The sequence below is a fragment of the Actinotignum urinale DSM 15805 genome (assembly GCF_000420445.1).
Classification (GTDB): Bacteria; Actinomycetota; Actinomycetes; order Actinomycetales; family Actinomycetaceae; genus Actinotignum; species Actinotignum urinale.
Map to the genome: position 1 here is coordinate 1 of NZ_ATUY01000010.1, position 19,117 is coordinate 19,117.

At 51.4% G+C, this 19,117-nt stretch carries 19 protein-coding genes and 3 tRNA genes; 13 read left to right on the plus strand and 9 right to left on the minus strand.

Annotated features, from left to right (window positions below; genetic code table 11):
- From G445_RS11810 to G445_RS0107155, 4 genes are all read right to left on the minus strand, one after another.
- Positions 1-223: hypothetical protein (locus tag G445_RS11810; protein ID WP_211210517.1), on the minus strand; the 223-nt coding region annotated here is incomplete at its 3' end.
- 190 nt (positions 224-413) lie between these two features.
- A tRNA-Ser gene (locus G445_RS0107145) sits at positions 414-503 on the minus strand.
- A 53-nt stretch (positions 504-556) separates the two neighbouring features.
- A tRNA-Ser gene (locus tag G445_RS0107150) sits at positions 557-647 on the minus strand.
- A gap of 81 nt (positions 648-728) precedes the next feature.
- The gene (locus G445_RS0107155; RefSeq protein ID WP_022866858.1) at positions 729-1,712 is read right to left on the minus strand and encodes a DUF1684 domain-containing protein; all 984 of its coding nucleotides are present in this window, start codon (positions 1,710-1,712) and stop codon (positions 729-731) included.
- Positions 1,713-1,917: 205 nt separating this feature from the next.
- Here G445_RS0107155 and G445_RS0107160 point away from each other — a divergent pair.
- The 4 genes from G445_RS0107160 to G445_RS10275 all read left to right on the plus strand — a co-directional run bounded on the left by G445_RS0107160 (position 1,918) and on the right by G445_RS10275 (position 5,372).
- Positions 1,918-1,993 (plus strand) — tRNA-Arg (locus G445_RS0107160).
- A gap of 456 nt (positions 1,994-2,449) precedes the next feature.
- Positions 2,450-3,439: an ABC transporter substrate-binding protein gene (locus G445_RS10270; RefSeq protein WP_022866859.1), complete on the plus strand. Its 990-nt coding sequence runs from the start codon at positions 2,450-2,452 to the stop codon at positions 3,437-3,439.
- A gap of 18 nt (positions 3,440-3,457) precedes the next feature.
- Positions 3,458-4,552, plus strand: a complete 1,095-nt coding sequence (locus tag G445_RS0107170) for a FecCD family ABC transporter permease (RefSeq protein WP_022866860.1) — start codon at positions 3,458-3,460, stop codon at positions 4,550-4,552.
- Complete coding sequence (locus tag G445_RS10275; protein WP_022866861.1) at positions 4,545-5,372, plus strand: ABC transporter ATP-binding protein; 828 nt, start codon at positions 4,545-4,547, stop codon at positions 5,370-5,372. The genes G445_RS0107170 and G445_RS10275 overlap by 8 nt, the downstream gene beginning before the upstream one ends.
- Positions 5,373-5,662: 290 nt before the next feature.
- Here G445_RS10275 and G445_RS10280 read toward each other — a convergent pair whose 3' ends face one another.
- Positions 5,663-6,874 carry a DMT family transporter gene (locus G445_RS10280; protein ID WP_022866862.1) on the minus strand — a complete coding sequence of 404 codons (1,212 nt, stop codon included), beginning with the start codon at positions 6,872-6,874 and terminating at the stop codon, positions 5,663-5,665.
- Between the two features lie 353 nt (positions 6,875-7,227).
- Between G445_RS10280 and G445_RS0107185 the strand changes: the two genes are divergently transcribed.
- The 8 genes from G445_RS0107185 to G445_RS10285 all read left to right on the plus strand — a co-directional run bounded on the left by G445_RS0107185 (position 7,228) and on the right by G445_RS10285 (position 13,650).
- The gene (locus G445_RS0107185) at positions 7,228-7,530 is read left to right on the plus strand and encodes an urease subunit gamma (RefSeq protein WP_022866863.1); all 303 of its coding nucleotides are present in this window, start codon (positions 7,228-7,230) and stop codon (positions 7,528-7,530) included.
- A 24-nt stretch (positions 7,531-7,554) separates the two neighbouring features.
- Positions 7,555-7,863: an urease subunit beta gene (locus G445_RS0107190; RefSeq protein WP_022866864.1), complete on the plus strand. Its 309-nt coding sequence runs from the start codon at positions 7,555-7,557 to the stop codon at positions 7,861-7,863.
- A 46-nt stretch (positions 7,864-7,909) separates the two neighbouring features.
- Entirely contained in the window at positions 7,910-9,631 is a 1,722-nt protein-coding gene (gene ureC / locus G445_RS0107195; RefSeq protein WP_022866865.1) for an urease subunit alpha, read from the plus strand.
- Between the two features lie 499 nt (positions 9,632-10,130).
- Positions 10,131-10,607, plus strand: coding sequence for an urease accessory protein UreE (gene ureE, locus G445_RS0107200; protein ID WP_022866866.1), 477 nt, complete (start codon positions 10,131-10,133; stop codon positions 10,605-10,607).
- A 19-nt stretch (positions 10,608-10,626) separates the two neighbouring features.
- Positions 10,627-11,358, plus strand: a complete 732-nt coding sequence (locus tag G445_RS0107205) for an urease accessory protein UreF (protein WP_022866867.1) — start codon at positions 10,627-10,629, stop codon at positions 11,356-11,358.
- A gap of 85 nt (positions 11,359-11,443) precedes the next feature.
- The gene (ureG, locus tag G445_RS0107210) at positions 11,444-12,058 is read left to right on the plus strand and encodes an urease accessory protein UreG (protein WP_022866868.1); all 615 of its coding nucleotides are present in this window, start codon (positions 11,444-11,446) and stop codon (positions 12,056-12,058) included.
- Between the two features lie 11 nt (positions 12,059-12,069).
- A complete protein-coding gene (locus G445_RS0107215) occupies positions 12,070-13,086 on the plus strand; it encodes an urease accessory protein UreD (RefSeq protein WP_022866869.1) in 1,017 nt (338 codons plus the stop codon).
- Positions 13,087-13,095: 9 nt separating this feature from the next.
- The gene (locus tag G445_RS10285) at positions 13,096-13,650 is read left to right on the plus strand and encodes an ArsR/SmtB family transcription factor (protein ID WP_022866870.1); all 555 of its coding nucleotides are present in this window, start codon (positions 13,096-13,098) and stop codon (positions 13,648-13,650) included.
- Positions 13,651-13,850: 200 nt separating this feature from the next.
- On the opposite strand, the gene G445_RS0107225 is transcribed toward G445_RS10285, so the two are convergent.
- Genes G445_RS0107225 through G445_RS0107235 form a run of 3 tightly spaced genes read right to left on the minus strand, consistent with a single transcriptional unit; the run spans position 13,851 to position 16,682 of the window.
- Positions 13,851-14,726, minus strand: coding sequence for a metal ABC transporter permease (locus G445_RS0107225; RefSeq protein WP_022866871.1), 876 nt, complete (start codon positions 14,724-14,726; stop codon positions 13,851-13,853).
- Positions 14,727-14,734: 8 nt separating this feature from the next.
- Positions 14,735-15,709, minus strand: a complete 975-nt coding sequence (locus G445_RS10290) for a metal ABC transporter ATP-binding protein (RefSeq protein ID WP_022866872.1) — start codon at positions 15,707-15,709, stop codon at positions 14,735-14,737.
- Positions 15,710-15,746: 37 nt separating this feature from the next.
- The gene (locus G445_RS0107235; protein WP_022866873.1) at positions 15,747-16,682 is read right to left on the minus strand and encodes a metal ABC transporter substrate-binding protein; all 936 of its coding nucleotides are present in this window, start codon (positions 16,680-16,682) and stop codon (positions 15,747-15,749) included.
- Between the two features lie 266 nt (positions 16,683-16,948).
- Between G445_RS0107235 and G445_RS0107240 the strand changes: the two genes are divergently transcribed.
- Complete coding sequence (locus G445_RS0107240) at positions 16,949-18,067, plus strand: hypothetical protein (protein ID WP_022866874.1); 1,119 nt, start codon at positions 16,949-16,951, stop codon at positions 18,065-18,067.
- A 151-nt stretch (positions 18,068-18,218) separates the two neighbouring features.
- On the opposite strand, the gene G445_RS0107245 is transcribed toward G445_RS0107240, so the two are convergent.
- Positions 18,219-18,983, minus strand: coding sequence for a hypothetical protein (locus tag G445_RS0107245; protein ID WP_022866875.1), 765 nt, complete (start codon positions 18,981-18,983; stop codon positions 18,219-18,221).
- Positions 18,984-19,117: the final 134 nt, after the last annotated feature.

Genomic DNA, 19,117 nt, shown 5'->3' on the forward strand with positions numbered 1-19,117 from the left:
CAGGAAGATCGATATAACGCACACAAGGACGATCTTTGACCACAGCTTTACTAGAACATGCAGAACACCTCACCGGTGTTTTCACAACTTGTTCTATCCATAATTCTTGTCGAGGCCCATCACGCCTATAACCTATAAGCCTGACATCTTTCAAACTTACTAAACAAGCCAAAATTTCGGTAGAATCAGACGTGGTGAAGGTAGTTTTTCGTTTTTTATTCACACACTAATCATGAACTACCTTCACCACTTTTTAAACCCCCCCCACCCCACCAAAATCCGAAGAGCCCCTATAGTGCCCCTCAGGACGCTAAAAACCACCCAAACTTACTTAAACTTGCCTAAAGAACTATCGCCACTTTTCGGCTTAAAATAAAGGAAAACCCCGCCAAATCAACGATTCAGCGGGGCTTTGGCGGAGACGGAGGGATTCGAACCCTCGAGCCGCGATTGCGACTAACACCTTAGCAGGGTGCCACTTTCGGCCACTCAGTCACGTCTCCTCGCTTGAAACCAAGCGGAACTAGCTTAGCGCGGACACCCGCCCAAAAGCTAGTGGCGGAGAGTGAGGGATTCGAACCCCCGGTGCAGGGTTACTACACAACGGTTTTCAAGACCGCCTCATTCGGCCACTCTGACAACTCTCCATGCGCAATCCGCCGAAAAGCGAACTACATCTGTACATAGTATCGTAACTTCCGGTTTCACGCATTGTGTCCAGCGTGATATTACCTATATTTTTTCTCCCCTGCCCGCACGTGCGCCGAAATCGTGTTGCCGGCCGGAGGCTTGGGGCACGTCGTGAAATCGGTAAACTCCATCATGAAATTTTGTGCCGTATTGAAATCGACCACAACATTCGCATATTTTTCGAGATTCTCCCGCGTAATGTCCTTTTCTAGGGGCACCTCTTTATATTCGTCGTCAACATCAGTTTCGCTCACTTCAAAGTCAAAATTATTGTCGACGACGCCCGACTTACCGCTCTCCCACTTTTCCTTGGAGTCACTTTCCGTTGCAATACGAACCAATTCTTCAGTGATTGTGTTGTCAGGCGAATCTGGCCCCGCAAAATTCACGAAACGCCACCCGGATGTTTCTTTCCAGTTCGTTCCGTCCCCGAAAACTGCCGTGAGCGTCCCTTCGGGGTTTCCTTGAACCACGAGACTTGTCGGAACGCCTTTATACATAAAATCAATGACGCCCACGAGTTCCGCCGTACTCGAAACATCGTCCAAAAACGTATCTATTCCCACCTTGCGCACGTGCGAAAATGGCCGGAAATATGCGAGGACGCGGGATTCGTCGTCGTAATCATAAATCGGGACCTGGGTGAAGTTGGCTAAATTTTGCGATTTCGGGTCGCGTACACGAATGCGGTATCGTCCGCCAAGCATCCCGACCTCAGCAATTTTCGCTTCGCCTTCGGCAGCGATGGTGCGTAAATCAACATCATCTTCTTCGTCGAGGCAGACGATGGTAACTTCCGTCACGGGTTTTCCACAATATTCGACGGTGTTCGGCTCAAAAATTCCGTGAGCAATAATTTTGTCCCCGTCTTCGTATTCGACGTGCCAGTTTCCTGGAAAATCGGGGAGCTGTTGCGGTTTATCGGTGAGCCACGTAAATGACGTTACCGATAGCCAGCCATAAGGGTCGGAAAGGAAGGTTGCGCGCTGTTCTTGCCATGCTTGCCATGTGCGTGAGTCCATGTATCTAGTTTAGCGAGAGGGTGTTAATAAACGTACCCATTGCCACAATTGGTGAACATGAGGTTAACGACGGCGGGTGGCGCTTTTTCGCAGGACGAGCAGGTTTTGAGTTGGAGCATGTGAGATGGCACGCAATGGCGGTGAATAATTTGCCCTTATCCACCGCCAGTTGTAAGCTTTAATCTGTTCTAAAAAATAGAACGATGCGCCCGTGGCTCAGTGGATAGAGCATCTGACTACGGATCAGAAGGTCGGGGGTTCGAATCCCTCCGGGCGCGCCAGGCCCCGCGGTTGAACTATCCCGTTGGGCTAACTTTTTACCCATTTTCCGTCGTTAGCGCTCGCGCCTTTCAGACTTCGTAACTCATCATATTTGCCCCGATTTACGGCTCTTCGCATTTCGTTTGTTACTGTTCAACGGTTCGCGCACGTCCAATCCACAAGCTTCACCCCACCAAAATCCGAAGAGCCCTTTTGTCTACACCCTGGAATTATCCCCAAATCTCCGGGTCGCCCAAAACCCTCCGGACTACCCCGAAAACCCGCTTCTACCCACAGGCAACCCTTGCCCCGCAAGCCTAAAATTTTTCTAATTTCGATAAAAATTTTTTAGAAATACATATTTCTTGCCAAAACGAATTGTTTTTCGTACCAAAAAGCATTACCATATGGCTTATAGTTCAATATATCTTTTGAACTATTTATTTTTGTAACAGTCCCAATGAAGGAACTTTATAATGAAAAAACGTCTTGTAGCCCTGGTGGCTGCAACCACGCTCGCATTCACCGCCTGCAGTGCAAGCTCCTCCGATAAAAAATCAGACAGCGCAGGCGGAAAAACACTTGTTAACTGCGGAATGACCTTTGATTACTCCAAGCCCGCCCAGCGCATTGTTGCCGTAGAACAGGGCGCCATCTCCACCACCCTAGACATGGGACAGGTTGGAAAAATGGCCGGTTACTCCCATCTGAAAGAAAAAATACCGGCAAAGTACGAAAAGGACTTTGCCAAAGTCAAGAAACTCAGCGATAAACCCGCAACCGCCGCACAAATTCGCACCGCCGAACCCGATATGATCTACACAAACTTTAAGGTTACCTACACCGCAGATAAGGGTGGAACCCGTGAAGAATGGCAGAAACTCGGCGTAAAACCCTTCCTCTCCAACCTTGAATGTGCAAACCAAGGAGACAACAAGGGCAAATCCCGCTTTGAACTCCTCGAAAAAGACTTCGATCAAATCGGCAAACTCTGGGGTGCCGAAAAGGTAGCGGAAGAACAAATCAAGAACCTCCGTGAAGCTGTTGCCGCCGCAAAGAAACACGCAGGAAAAGACAAGCCCACCTTCGCCGTCGTATATTCCATGTACAACGGTGTCCCCTACATTGGCGGAAAGCTCTCCCTGGCACAGGACATGATTGAAGCCGTTGGTGGCCGTAACGTCTTTGACGACCTCAACGATTCCTGGCCCGAAGTTTCCTGGGAAGCCCTAGCGGATAAAAACCCCGATTACCTGATTCTTGTTGACCTTCCCATGCGCGGAAAGCCAGGCGATACCTGGCAGGAAAAGGTTGACGCGATGAACAAGGAAGCCAGCATTAAGAAAATGGATGCAGTTGTGGGCAAGAAGTTCATCCCGGTTCCCGGTGGCGGTTTCGACCCGTCCTCAACAACCGCGACGACACTCAAAGAATTCGTGTCCGGTTACGAAAAACTCAAGAAGTAACGAGAATTAGTAGCACTCATGGTTAACGTCACAAAAGGCGCTGAAACCAAGCGACCCTCTTCGAGTAAGCGGGTCGCCGTGGCGAAACTAGCGCGATTGAGAATAACACTCTGGGTTCTCATGCCCATCCTCCTGATTGCATCCGTTTTTGGTAGCTTTTTTATGGGTGCCAGCTCCCTGAGCAACGCAGAAATTTGGGGCGTGCTCACCCATAAACTCGGCATATTTACCAGTAGCGCATACCCGGAACCATCCCCTCTGCGCGCATCAATTCTTATGGATTTGCGTGTCCCACGAGTCCTCATGGCAGTTTTTGTTGGAGCGGCGCTGTCGGTTGCCGGTGTTGTCCTCCAGTCAATCACGCGCAACGAACTTGCTGAACCCTACCTGCTCGGCATCTCCCACGGCGCCTCAACAGGCGCGGTTATTTCCGTTGTCGTCCTTGCCAACAGCACAATGAGTCTCGTTACCGGTGCATCCCTTGGTGCACTTGCTTCCTTCTGTTGCCTCATGCTCCTCTTGCGCGGATCGGGTTTCGCCACAACCCGAGTTGTCCTCACGGGTGTTCTCGTCGGCCAATTCTTCTCCGCTAGTACCTCCCTCATCCTTATGGCGGAAGGAAGCGAAGAGGAAGTCCGTGGCATCACCTTCTGGCTCCTTGGAGCAATGGGCGCAGCCCGCTGGGAAACACTCTGGCCGGTCATTTTCGTCTCCATTATCGCAATCATGCTTCTGTGGATGATGGCGCGATACCTGGACGCCCTCAGTTTCGGCGACGCCACCGCACAAAGCATGGGCGTTCCCGTTAAACAGGTTCGTGGCGCTGTCCTCGTTATCGTTTCTCTCCTCACCGCCGCCTGCGTCTCCGCCGTCGGCGCAATTGGATTCGTCGGCCTTATTATTCCCCACGCCGTACGCATGATTGTCGGTTCGCGTCACCTTCACGTAATTCCGCTATCTGCGGGAGTCGGGGCCATCTTCCTCGTCTTGTGTGATGCACTGGCACGAGTCGCCTTCGCCCCCAAGGAACTCCCGGTTGGCGTTATTACCGCAATTATTGGCGCCCCCGTATTCTTCATTATTTTGCGCAGGAGGACGAAGGCCAATGGATAACACCCCAAAATATGTTGTTGAACGCCTCGATACAGCCAAGTACGCTGAAGCTCTCGAACTCAACAACGTTTCTGTAGGCTACGGCAAAAACCCTGTTCTTCAAGGAATTTCCACCACTTTTGAGGCCGGAAAAGTCACCGCACTTGTTGGCCCCAATGGCGCGGGAAAATCCACCCTACTTCGAGCCATCGCGGCCGTTCACCCCTTCCAAGGCACCATTCTCGCCCACGGAAAATCCCTCGATTCCATGAGTCGCGCCGACCGTGTTCGCGAGCTCTCTTTCGTCGAACAACACAATGAGTCAAGCACAGATTTGACGGTTCGCGAAGTTGTGGAAATGGGAATCCTTGTGGGGCGCGGACCTTTCGCGGGGCTCACCGATGAGGACGAAGCTCTCGTCGACGAAGCAATACAAAATCTTGGTATCGGAAAGCTCGCCCATCGGCAATGGAATTCCATGTCCGGTGGCGAAAAACAACGCACCCAGTTGGCGCGAGCCATGGCGCAACATTCGCGATCCATGCTCCTCGATGAGCCAACGAACCACCTTGATTTGCACCACCAAATTCGCCTCATGGAGCAATTACGGTATGTCGCGAAAAACCACAACTCCTGCGTCATTTTGGCACAGCACGATCTGGAAATGGCGTCGCGTTACGCGGATTGGATTGTTGTGTTGGCTCCCAGCGAAGGAATCGTTCAATGTGGCCCTCCCGACGACGTCTTCAACAAGGAGCTCCTCCTCGACGTTTTCGGTTTAGAAGCACGACGTGCCGACGACGGCTCCCTTCGCGTTACCGGCGCCGTGGGTGAATGGTAACGTCACGTAGTACACAACAAGCACGCTCGTAACGTATGCAGTAACGACACAAGTGCCACACCCGCGAAATAAAGCCTTGAAAACGCCACATAAAGTGGGCAATGAAATGTGATTCTACCTCACGAATGCGTCCGGGCTTTGTTACGCGAATGAACAATGAGGTTCGTTCACATGAATAAAGTTGGGGTTCTGCCATATGGCAGAACCCCAACTTTTGTGTATTCTCACCTCCGTGTAAGCCGCGTCCTTGTGGTTAATAAACCGAACGGGACTTACAGGGTTATTAGGCGCTATTCGTTCTTGTGCTTATCGTGTTTATGAGCGGCACGTTCTCTATTTTCTTCGGTATGTCTATCTACCGCTTCTAGAGCCATCTCTTCGATATCGTCATCAGGTTTGTGTTTCTTTCCAAATAGTGGCTGTAGTAGCCCGTTCTGGTAAGCCACACATATGAGAACCACGACGACGCCAACATACTGCAACCAGGAGTTCTGTTCGCCCTGAATAAACGGAGTAATAAGAACCGTTGTCACCGGGGACAGTAGGAGCAATCCGGCAGAAACCGTTGGATCGAGAACAACAGAACCGTACTGAACGAAGGTCCATGCCATTGCCTGCCCAAGGACACCCAAACCAATAATCATCCACCAGTTATATGCCGTAATTTCGTCGCCGAGAAGTGCGGTATCGGGCAACGATGCCCAATTATCCGCGGCATATTCTGTTGGCAGACGCCATGCTCCATCAACCCAGCGCATTGTGCCGTGCGTGAGATTGAAACCGTAGTGAGGCTTGGGAGCCAAAGCAATCATGAAGATAACTGGCGCAATAAGCTGGGAAATATTCGTGTAAATCATCGGCTGAGCATATGCACCTTCAACCTTCATACCGCCCTTACGGGAGAAGTAGAGGTAGAAGGAGTAGCAGACGCCCGAGCTACAACCGAGGATTGTACCCAAAACAGCCGTACGCATACCGTAGGCAGTTTCAGGGCCGGCAGCTCCGGCTTCCCAACCAATCATGGGGTTGAGAACACCACCCGTCATCACAATACCGACGATGAATATCGGAACAAGGACGATAAAGCTCTTGGGCACATGGTACTTATCGAAAATCCACGCCAGCATGGGAACGATAATAACCTGAAGATTCAGAAGAATAGAGGCGATACCGGCACCCACGAAGAAGATGGAGAAGTTCCAGCAGGTGAAATCGATTCCAAGGAAGATACCGGCAATAAGGGACATCTTGATGCTGTAGCTATCGAGCTTGCGTCCCTTGCGGATTTCATTCCAGCCAAATGGAAGAAGGGCGACCAAACCGATGGCAACGCGCAGGAACGCGTTTGTTGCTGGTTCGAAGTTCGCTTCCTTTACCATAATGCCGGAGAAGGCGAGGGCGACCACGCCAATCATTAAAACGGTTGCGGCCTTGGCGTTACTAACGTGAGGTAGCGCCGGCGCAGCCTTTGCGGAGGCAGAAGCCTGATTATTGATAACCATGTGATGATTTTACAGTATTTTTTCAGGAAAAAACCAGGCGTTTTATGTTTTCAAAGCGATTCGCGTCACAAATATGCTATGATTAAAATGTTCTTTTGTTTGTTTGAATATTTTTAACAAACAACCTTCTACTTCATTAGAATAGCAGACAGATACTGACAAAAATAGGTGTTGTAAAAGATTTTTATCATTTTCTAAATTTTTATGAAAAAAGGGGCATAAGCGCCTACCCCTCTCGTCGAAAATAGGATATAATAAAAAATGGACCGTGCATTATTTTATACTGAAAAAAAGGATAAAATTTTCAGGAACGGACTAAAATTAAAGGACATGCAAGCCGAAGAAGGAGCGACATGCACCTGACAAATCGTGAGCAGGAGAAACTGCTTATCGTCGTCGCCGCTGACCTCGCACAGAAGCGCAGGGACCGTGGCCTCAAACTCAACCACCCTGAAGCAAAAGCTCTCATTACCGCCGCCGTAATGGAGGGTGCCCGCGATGGCAAAACGGTAGCCGAACTTATGGAAGCCGGAGCCAAAATTCTTACCCGCGAGGACGTCATGGAAGGCGTCGCGGAACTCATCCCAGACATCCAGATTGAAGTCACCTTCCCCGATGGCACAAAACTGGTTACCGTACACAACCCCATCCGCTAAGCCGGAAAGATAAGGAGAAACCCCATGATTCCTGGTGAATACTTCATCCAAGAAGGCTCCCTTGTCATTAACGAAGGCAAGGAAGCGGTATCTATCGAAGTCACCAACCGAGGAGACCGCCCGGTCCAGGTTGGCTCACACTTCCATTTCTACGAAGCAAACCCCGGATTGGAATTCGACCGCGAAGCCGCCTACGGTAAGCGTCTCGATATCCCAGCGGGAACCGCCGTCCGCCTCGAACCAGGCGATAAGCGCACAGTCCAGCTCATCGACTTTGGCGGATCACGTCGCGTTTACGGCTTCAACGACAAGGTCAACGGGGACCTCAAGTAACGGTCCAGTGGTCGCCTAGCGGCTACATGCATTAGGAGAAACATATATGTCTTTTGAAATGAGTCGGCGCGAATACGCCGAAATCTACGGCCCGACAACGGGCGACGGCATCCGCCTTGCAGATACCAACCTTATTGCCCGCGTCGAAAAAGATTTCACCACCTACGGTGAAGAAGTTTCCTTCGGTGGCGGTAAAGTTATCCGCGACGGCATGGGACAAAACGGGCGTTTCACACGCGACGACGACAAAGCGATGATCCCGGACCTCGTGATTATTAATGTCCTCATTATCGATTACACCGGAATTTACAAGGCAGACGTTGCCATTCGCGACGGTTACATCTGCGGAATCGGCAAGGCCGGCAACCCGGATATTCAAGATAACGTTGATATCACTATTGGTGTCGCAACCGAAGTCATTGCCGGCGAAGGTAAAATCCTCACCGCAGGCGGTATTGACACCCACATTCACTACATTGATCCAGGTCAGATTCGTGTTGCGCTCGATAACGGCATCACCACACACGTTGGTGGCGGTACCGGTCCGGTAGATTCGACGGGTGCAACAACCGTCACAGCAGGTCCTGAAAACATTAAGAGCATGCTGCTCGCCATGGAAGATTTCCCGATTAACTTCGGAATTCTTGGTAAGGGGCACGCATCCAACCTTGAAACACTGCGCGAACAGATTCGCGCAGGAGCCGTCGGCCTAAAGATCCACGAAGATTGGGGCGCAACAACCGCAGCCATCAACAACTCACTTACGGTTGCTGATGAAATGGACGTTCAGATCGCTATCCACACCGATACGCTCAACGAAGGCGGTTTTGCTGATGACACCATCGGCGCCTTCAAGGATCGCGTTATCCACACCTTCCACACCGAAGGTGCCGGAGGTGGCCACGCCCCCGATATTCTCAAGGTTGCAGGCTTACCGAACGTTCTGCCAGCCTCCACAAACCCAACACTTCCTTACACCGTCAACACCATTGACGAACACCTTGACATGATTATGGTGTGCCACCACTTGAACCCGGATATTCCGGAAGATGTGGCCTTCGCAGATTCCCGTGTCCGTAAGGAAACCATTGCAGCTGAAGACGTTCTTCACGATATGGGTATCCTCTCCATCACCTCCTCCGATTCACAGGCGATGGGACGCCCTGGCGAAGTCGTTACTCGCACCTGGCAGGTTGCAGACCGCATGAAGATCCAGCGTGGTCCGCTCGATGGCGATACAGAAGATAACGATAACAACCGTATTAAGCGCTACATTGCCAAGTACACAATTAACCCCGCCATTGCGCACGGTATGGGACACATTATTGGTTCCGTTGAAGTTGGCAAGTTCGCTGATCTTGTTCTGTGGGAGCCGAAGTTCTTTGGCGTTAAGCCCAAGCTCGTTATTAAGGGTGGCTACGTTAACCGCACCCTCATGGGTGATTCCAATGCATCCATCCCCACCCCGCAACCACGCACCATGCGTGACAGCTACGGCGCCATGGGCAAGCTCGTCCACAAGACAAGCATTACCTTCATGTCCAAGGCAGCCATTGAAGCTGGCGTTCCGGAAGAGCTCGGACTTGAACGCAAGATTGAAGCCGTCAAGGGAATTCGTAACCTCACCAAGAAGGATATGAAACTCAACGACGCCATGCCGAATATCGAAGTTGATCCCGAAACCTACGTCGTTTCTGTCGACGGAGAAGAGATCACCTCCGAACCGGCTGAAACAGTATCCATGGGTCAGCTCTACTACCTCTTCTAAGAGGTTAGGGTGAACCTTTACGCACTTCGCAGTTTCCATGAACCGCGTAAAGGTTCACCGTGGTGGGCTAGCCGTATTATCACAGTTAGCCCACCACCATCCCACAGCTCCTCCGTCGTAAATAACACAAAGGTTTCTAGCACAAAAGGTTCCCGGTTTTGAACGTCGATACATCGTCGTAAACAAAAACCGGGACAACGCGTGTTTACCAACACTACAAGCAGTTTCAACGCTACAAACACCTTAGAGGCTACAAACCTTTCGACGTTAAAAACCTTAAACGCTACAAAACTGCAACCACAGACTCGCTTTTTCGTATATTTCTTATTCAATTATTCGCTTATTCTTGAGAATTTCGGTACATTGGTTAGGTGGTCGCACCAGCATTGACGCGTGGACGTACACTCACGCCATGGCACGATGTCATCACACAATGGCCTCGTAACTGTACCGGCAGACCACACCACGTACACAACAATCCGAAAGGAAAACCATAACCATGCTTATCACTGAAGTCGTTGGAAACATTCGCGACCTCGCCACCGAAGAACTTGCTTACCTCACTCAGGAAAAAGTCCGTATGGGTAACCTTGATCTTGTGAAGCGAGTGCAGCGCACAACCACGGACGCCGGCAACGAAATCGGCTTGCGTATGCCCACAGGATTCCGCGAATTCCACCACGGCGATATTCTCTTCCGCGACGAAACGCGCATTATCACCATTGATGTGGCGCCTACCGATGTGCTCGTGCTTCGCCCCGAAACCATTGAAGATATGGCGTTTCTTGCCCACTCGCTCGGCAACCGGCACATGCAGGCGCAGTTCTTCGGCCCCGAATCCGAATACGGGCAGGGTGTGATGGTCGTTCAATACGACCACACCGTTGAAGATTTCCTCAAGCATCACAACGCCATCTACACACGCGAAGAGCGCGTCATGCCGCATCCCTTCCGCCACGCGGAACACACCCACTAAAATGGAGTAACCAGTTTTTATGCTTCACAGCACGACGACGAACAACGCTCAGGACATCGACCCCAAAGTCCAACTCGTCCTTTGGCACCTCACGGATTCCGCGTTGCCCACAGGTTCTTTCGCCCACTCACAGGGTCTGGAAATCTATATGCAGCGCGATATCGTCCACAACGGGCCAACCTACACGGATTGGCTTATCGGGTTCATCCATCAAAGCGCATATACGGAAGGGCTCGTTGCGAGGTACGCGGCGGAAATTGCGCGCGGGGAAGCCACCGAAATTACAACGGTTACCGAACTAGACACCCTCACATATGCGGTGCAAATCCCGCGTCAGGTGCGCGATGCACAAACCGCGATGGGCAAACGAACCGCGAAAGTTGCCGCTATCGCGCTCCCTGAATCGCACTATGTTCACGAATATCTCGCCGGAATTAACGAGGGCAGGTACCACGGCAACCCGGCTATTGTGTTCGGACTGGGCTTGGGCGAAGCAGGCATGGATGTGCGCACGGCAGTGCGCGCCTTCCTCATGCAGCTCGCAACATCCATCACCCAAAACGCGATTCGCGGAATTCCGCTCGGACAAGACGCGGGACAACAGGCACTTGTGAACGCCTACCCGGCAATTAACAAGGCAACAGACACCGTTATGCGCCTAACCGCAGAAGAATTCGGATGCACGGCACCGGGGCTTGAACTCGCGCAAATGCAACATGAAGCCCTGCACGCTCGAATGTTTATGAGCTAGTGGTCGAAAGCTACGTTTATCGTCGTCGGAAAAACACAAACACGGAAAACAACGCTTAAAGAAACAACACAACACAGGAGAAAAAATGACAGCGATTAAAGTTGGCGTGGGAGGCCCGGTTGGATCGGGGAAAACGCAGCTGATTGAGCGCATTACGCGCGCATTGGACGGCGAAATTTCCACGGCCGCCATTACAAACGATATTTATACGACGGAGGACGCGCGGATTCTTGCGCGCAACGGCCTCCTTCCTGAGGATCGTATTATTGGCGTAGAAACCGGCGGGTGCCCGCACACCGCGATTCGTGAAGATACGTCCATGAATGACGCGGCGTATGAGGAACTCGTGCGGCGCCACCCGGATCTGGAGCTGGTGTTCATTGAATCCGGCGGGGACAATCTTTCCGCGACCTTCTCCCCCGAACTTGTCGATTTTTCCATCTACATTATTGACGTGGCGCAGGGTGAAAAGATTCCGCGCAAGGCCGGGCAGGGCATGATTAAATCCGATCTGTTCGTCATTAACAAGACGGATCTGGCACCCTATGTTGGTGCGGACTTGTCCGTCATGGAGGCCGATTCTAAGGTATTCCGTAAGGAAAAACCGTTTGTTTTCACGAACCTTATGACGGACGAAGGCCTGGATGGAGTTATCCGCTGGATTCGCCACGACGTCCTCATGCAAGATCTTGATAACTAGGCGAGGTGAGCGTGTCCGCAGAACAGGAGAAGAAACTTACGGTAGCTCAGCGCCACGCGGGGGCAAGGCTCTCAACCGCGCGCCAGATTGCGGGCGAAGAGGCGGGGCAGGATGCCTATCTCGACGCTATTCGGGAAACACCCGGAATGCCCGACGGCGACCTACCTACCGGATACCACGCCCTTCGCGACCACATGGGTATTTTGCGTTTGCGCGTTGGTGTGCGAGCAGGAAAATCTATTGCTACCGAACAGTATCATCGCGGGGCGATGAAAATTATTCGACCCCACTATCTTGATGATTCTGGGCAGGTTTACTACACGCTTGTTCTTCCGGGTGGAGGATACCTGGGCGGGGACGATTACCACATGAATATTGCCGTTGACCCGGAGGCGAGCCTGCTCCTCTCCGGGCAGGCGGCCACCAAAGTTTACCGGACGCCCGGCGATTACGCCCAACAGGATATGAATATTATCCTGGGGGAAAACGCCGTTTTTGAGTATATTCCCGACCAGCTCATTATGTATCGCGGGGCAAGCTACCGCCAGCATATGCAGGTGAATATGCATCCATCGGCATCTTTCTTAACGGCGGAAATCATTACTCCCGGATGGAGCCCCGAGGGTAGCGATTTTAGTTACGACGAATGTACGGTTCGCACAGCAGTTTCCTTCAATGGTGAAATTAAAGTTGTGGATGTGTTCTGTGTACGCCCGAAAGATGAGACAACCGCAGGAGATCAGCTCCTTCTGCGAGAAGAAAACACACATATTGCAACCCTCACCGCCATCGATCAAAGAATTGATGAAAACATGGTGAAACATATTCGCGATATTATGAATACGTATGTTGATACGGCACCGGAGCCTGTTATATGCGGGGTTTCGTCAACGCCGAACGTTAATGGTTTAAGTATCCGCGCTTTGGGAACACGTACCGAAGATTTGTACGGACTCATCATCGCTATTGCTAGTGAGTTGCGAGGCCTGTTGCGCGGGCAAGGCAAAATTGTTTTGAGAAAATATTAGGGGTGTAAAATGTCCAGGTTACGAGACTATGAAAAAGGAACCGCGTCAGAGGTCAATTTTGGGACCGTCCATGGGCATGTGCACGAACATCAGTCTGTTCACGAGCATCCGCACGATCACCGGGGTAATCTTGTGGCGCATTACTCCGATCCCCACTGCCCTATGGAGGAATCGGAAATTCTTCGTTTGCTTGAATTGGCAGATGAATGGTCTGATATTTTCAAGCTCCTTGGAGATGCAACACGTTTGAGGATTTTATTGGTTCTCCACTACGCAGGACCTCACGCTCTAACAGTGACGGATATTGCTGAAGCCGTAGATGTGCGGACAGCTACCGCTTCAGCCGCATTACGCCTCATGGAAGTTTCCGGAGTCGTGAAGGCCCGCAGGCACGGACGCCAAATGCTCTATGAGCTGATTGGCCCCGAAATTCACGCGCTTTTGCACGCAATTGGTGGCATCCATGCGATTCGCGCAAAAGATATGGCAGAACACGAAGAGCACAATAACGGGCGTCCGGATGACGCGGCCCTCTACGAAGAACCGCGCCACCCACACCTGTAAAACTCCGGGCACAGCCCGAGGATTCGCTCAAGTAACCCACAATACTCACCCCCCTGCCTCTCTCACATGAGGTTAAGGGGGGTGATGTATATATTTCGATAGTACGTTTTATATATTTATTAGCTAGGTAGCACGTTTGGTGTTGCATTTAGCGCGACACTACGTTCTACGCTTTATTACGCGAGGTTTCCCGAGCAGTTTTACACAAGCGCCACCGCGTTTTCTTTCCTTCTGGCACGGCGCCCTGCAAGATTACCCCGCAACCCGTGGGGCGAGAACAGCCACACAATAAGGAACATGCACCCCTGGAAGGTCACCACCGTCGCACCGGATGGTAAATCAACCCAATAGGAGACGTAGATTCCAAGAATCGCGGAAATGGCGGCAAAGGTCGGGGCGATAACCAACATACGTCCGAATTTATTCGTGAGCAGATACGCCGTCGCGCCCGGAACAATCACCAGCGCAATAATGAGTATTGCGCCAACCGCCTGCATTGCCGTCACAACCGTTAAGGCGAGGCAGAAGAGAAGAAGCGCACCCATGCGACGTGCCGGAAAGCCGATCGCCTGCAAATGCATGGGGTCGAAGGCATAGGCCGTGAGATCCTTGCGCTTAACCAGCAGGATAACCAGAGCAATCGGCGCCAAAATAAGCACCTGAAGCATGTCTACGAACGTGACACCCAGAAGATCACCGAAAATTACGTGGTTAAGATCAACATTCGAGGGATTCAGTTTAATGAGAATCAGCCCGATTGCGAAAAATAGGGTGAAGATAGAGCCCATCGAAGCATCTTCTTTTACGCGCGACGTGCTACGCAACAGGAAAATCAGGCCCACCGCAAGAAGCGCGGCCAAAATTGCGCCGGCGGCAAATGGGACACCCAAAAGATACGCCACCACAACGCCCGGAAGAATAGCGTGCGAGAGCGCATCGCCCATGAGCGACCAACCAATAAGTACCAGCCAGCAGCTAATCACGGCGCAGGTTACCGCGGCAACGATGGTGACAGTCGCACCACGCTGCATAAAGGGATGCTCCCACATTTCAAGGAATAACATGTAAAAGTCCATAAGTTCTCCTAGTTTTCCTCACCGTTTTTTTGGCTGTTGTGTGTAGCGTTTTGCGCGCTGATTTGTGCGTCGCCTTGTGGGCTGTTGTGTGTAGCGTTTTGCGCGCTGATTTGTGCGTCGCCTTGTGGGCTGTTGTGTGTAGCGTTTTGCACGGCATTTTCGATACCGTTTTTTACACCGTTTTCCGCACTGTTTACCACGCCTCGATGTTGCTCAAATGCCTCAATATTCACGCCCGACGCTTCTGCATGTGCCGTAGCTTCCGCAGCATCTGCGCTTCCTCCGAACGCTTGAACAATGATTTCCGGCCTGGTTGCCTCGGCAACGGAACCGTGGAAAATAACACGACGGTTGAGAAGCAACACTTCGTCGCACAACACATCTAATCCACCCAAGTCATGAGTGGCGACGAGAATGGCGACACCCTGGCTGGAAAGTGTACGCAAAAGGCGTGTAATCATCGCCTCGGAGGGCTTGTCCACACCCGCGAAAGGTTCGTCGAGGAGCATAAGTTTGGCGCCTTGAGCTATAGCGCGAGCAATAAATACACGTTTGCGTTGCCCGCCGGAGAGCGAACCGATCTGACGCCCGGAATACTGGGACATTTCCACCATGTCGAGGGCGTGTTGAACGGCTTCGTGGTCCTCTTTTTTAGGACGACGCATCATACCCATAAAGCCGTAGCGTCCCATCATAACAACGTCGTGGACGGACACGGGGAATGCCCAATCCACGCCTTCGTTTTGAGGGACATACCCGACAAGCCCGGCTTTGCGCGCTTTTTCAGGTTCAGTGTCCATAATCCTCACCGAACCGGAGGCCGCCACGGAACCCATAATGGATTTCATGAGCGTGGACTTTCCTGAACCGTTTTGCCCCACAAGCCCACAAATGCGACCTTCTTCCAGTGTAAAGCTAACACCCGTTAACGCTTGGACCGTCGCGTAACTTGCGCGAACGTCCTTAACTTCAAGAGCTGACACTTATTCTTCTTCCTTTCAGCACCCCCGCGCCACCGCCCTATTTCTTGGCTTGCCCCGTCAAACCTTTAGTAATCAGATCCGCGTCGTACTTGAGCAAATCGAGATACGTGGGCACCGGGCCATTTTTCTTGGATAGTGAATCCACGTAGAGGAGTCCTGCCACGGGAACCTTGGTGTCTGCGGAAACGGCCGCCATTTTATCGTCGACCGTCGTCTCGCAGAATAGTGCCTTCACGCCGGATTTCTTTACAAAGGTCTCAAGATCCGCCTTGGCTTTGGGTGTGATGGCGCCTTCCGCGTTCACTGCCCACAGATATTTTTCTTTCAAGCCATGATCGCGCGCGAGGTAGGAGAATGCGCCTTCACAAGTAACGAGTGCGCGGGAAGGTTCGGGAATCGTGGCGAGCTTTGCATCCATATCCTTAGCGATTTCGTCAATTTTCGCCTTGTACGCTTCGCCATTTTTCTTGTAGTCGTCGGCGTTTTTCGGATCAAATTCGGAGAAAGCCTTCACAATGTTGTCTACATAAATTTTGCCGTTTTTCGGGCTCATCCATGCGTGGGGGTTCGGCTTTCCGGCGTAGTCTCCCTCTGCGATGTCAATGGGCTTAACTCCTTCGGAGAGGTTCACGCGCTTAGCTTTCGTATTCTCCATGAAACGTTCGAACCAGCGTTCCAAGCCAAGCCCGTTATTAAGAATTAAATCAGCGGTTTCGGCTTTTTTAATGTCGTTGGGGGTTGGCTGGTAATCGTGGATTTCTTCACCTTCGTTGGTAATGGAAGTGACGTCCATGTGCTCACCGGCAATATTTTGCGCAATATCCGCGATAACGGTGAATGTGGTAAGAACTTTTGGTTTACCGTTCGCAGATTTTTTCGCACCGGCTGAACACCCCACACTCAACACGAGCGCGACGGCAACGAGAATAGCAAGGATAACGTGAGAAAAGATACGGTTTGACAATTTCAACATAATTCTCAGCTTACGTTCGGTGTCCCTAACTTTTCAATACTTAGTTAGTAATACAGATTTCAGTTCTACGTTTTTAATATTTCATTCGTTGAAAATAGCGCCTGTAGATAACGTCTTAATAAACTTTTTACTCTACAATTTTCGCAGTATCCCTTCCTTCTCATTTTTTGTTCACGACGGCAACAAAGCCTTCTATATGAGCTTGCTTACTCACCCAAAACGCCGCCGGCTCACATAAGACTGGGCGCACCACGTAAAATAGCAGAATGAGCGATATGTACGATGAACTAAATGAGCTTGGCAGAGAAATTGACGAGATAGCAGAACATCTCGGCGCCGTTCCAGAACCAGAACCCGGCGAGCCCGGCTATTCACTACACAGCTGGGAACGCATTATTCGTGCATGTCGAACCGCAATGAAACCCGTAGACACAACCGATGGCCTGCGCCTGCCTATCGCTATTGGCCCGAACCTCAAACATGTGGAGCTCATCCCCATGAAGGACACCGCCGGGCGCTCCTACCTCAACTTGTACTGCCGGGTTGGCAAAGCCGATTTGATAGACATACACGGTTTAGCTGGCTGGGTTTTCACCACGTTCAGCCTCGGGGATGTACGCATGATTGACGATCAAGCCTGCATCCATGTCGCGGTGCGGCTCTCAGGGCTCACAGTTTCCAGGCTGATGAATCTCGTCAAGTTCCTCGTCGTCGCAACTATTGATGCCACAGCGGTTTTCGTGGGTGGTTTAGACAATGTTCCGCCAAAAAAGGGCGAGCTTTTCGGTGAGCAACCCATTGTGGGAATGAACGAATCTCTCGACATGGCGTTTACAACGAAACCCGAGGTTCATCCACACGTGGGTGCCACGCCCGGCGATGCCGATCAGTATAAAGAACGGGCCGACGTTGACGAAAGCTGGGCGAAGGCGCTGGAGCGCGTTAACATTGACGCAAGTCGCCCTGTTTTTTCATGGAAAGACGTTTTTCACGCCGTTACAGCTTTAATTCCAGAAACGGAATGTGGCGAAAGCGTTGCGGACGCACTTCCCCTTCGCTGGTTATACCCATCAAAGAATGTGGGCGAATCGTCTTCAACAGAATCCGCAACACCCCCTACAACTCTTGTTTTGATGCGAAACCAACTTCCCACCGGCGCGGACACCGTCACCGTGGCGTTCTTGGCAGGCGAAGCAACCCTAGATTCGGTCCCCCGGTTTTCTCAGCTTTGTGGCGAGTTAGCGGCAGGTGGCGTCGTCGTAGTTCATAATGACGTGTTGTATGTGCATGCATTTGAGCTGACCGGGCAAACATTGGCGTGGGTCATCGGGCAAATCGATTCAGCGGCCAATAATTATGCGACATTAATGGAAAATGCGAGCTAATTCCCTACCCGCATACATGTAGGTGATTGTTGGGGACGTATCGCATCCAGGGTTCAAGTTGTGGATACGGTAAGTCCGCGCTTTTGCAAGCTCGCACCTTTGACAAGCCAACGCTTTTGCAAGCCCGCGCACACGGCAAACCTGCAATGCGCTAGTAGACTTCGGCCTCCGCTACGTTTTCCTTCACAACCTCGCGCAGTTCGCGTTCCTCGTCAAGAGCCATTGCCACAAGGTTTTCGGGATAGTAGAGGTTAGCCTTCTCTAGACCAAGAATTGCGGGGTAGAAACCGCCATATTCGCGGTACGCCATCCACACAAGGGGGAGATCTTTTACCAAAGTATCTCCCAGCAATACGCCTATCCCTTGCCTTAAGGCGTGTGGCGAACGGCGTGTGCGAAGGTTTTCAAAGGCGCCACACACTGCGTCGAAACTACCTGCGGTAACACGTGCGCGATCGAGAAGGCGCGAACCCAACCGTCGCGATTCCTCCATATAACGTTTATCCCCAGGAATCTGGTAACCCAAACAAGGCTGTGGATAATAATCGGGATTATCCACATCACGGATAGCGGCTTCCAAAGAAACTTCCCATCCCACAAATTTTCCGCCACTGCCCTTGGCAATCATGTCCAAATAGGCGTGAGTATCAAGAATAACGCCACTATCAATAGCGGTAACAGACCACAGGGTGAGCATCCAATCGTCGCGCCCGCGAGCAAACTGCGTTAACTGATATTGCTGAATCCAACTGTTGCGGTCAAGGCGTTTTTGCGCATTCAGCGCCGCCGCGCGGGACGTAAACTCCATGCGATTTATCCATAGGCGAGGCGACGTTAAAGGAGCTTCCTCTTTAATAATGTTAAGAAGTGCAATATCTATGGTGTCCTGAGAAATTTCCGGTAAATTAGCCGACATTTTTTTACGGAAAAACCTCACCGAAACCTCCTCCTTTGCGCATGACGATAAAAGTGTGTAACAAAATTAGCTTTCCCCTATTTTATCCGAAACGCACACTAATAACTTATTTTCTCGACACGCATAATTCACCA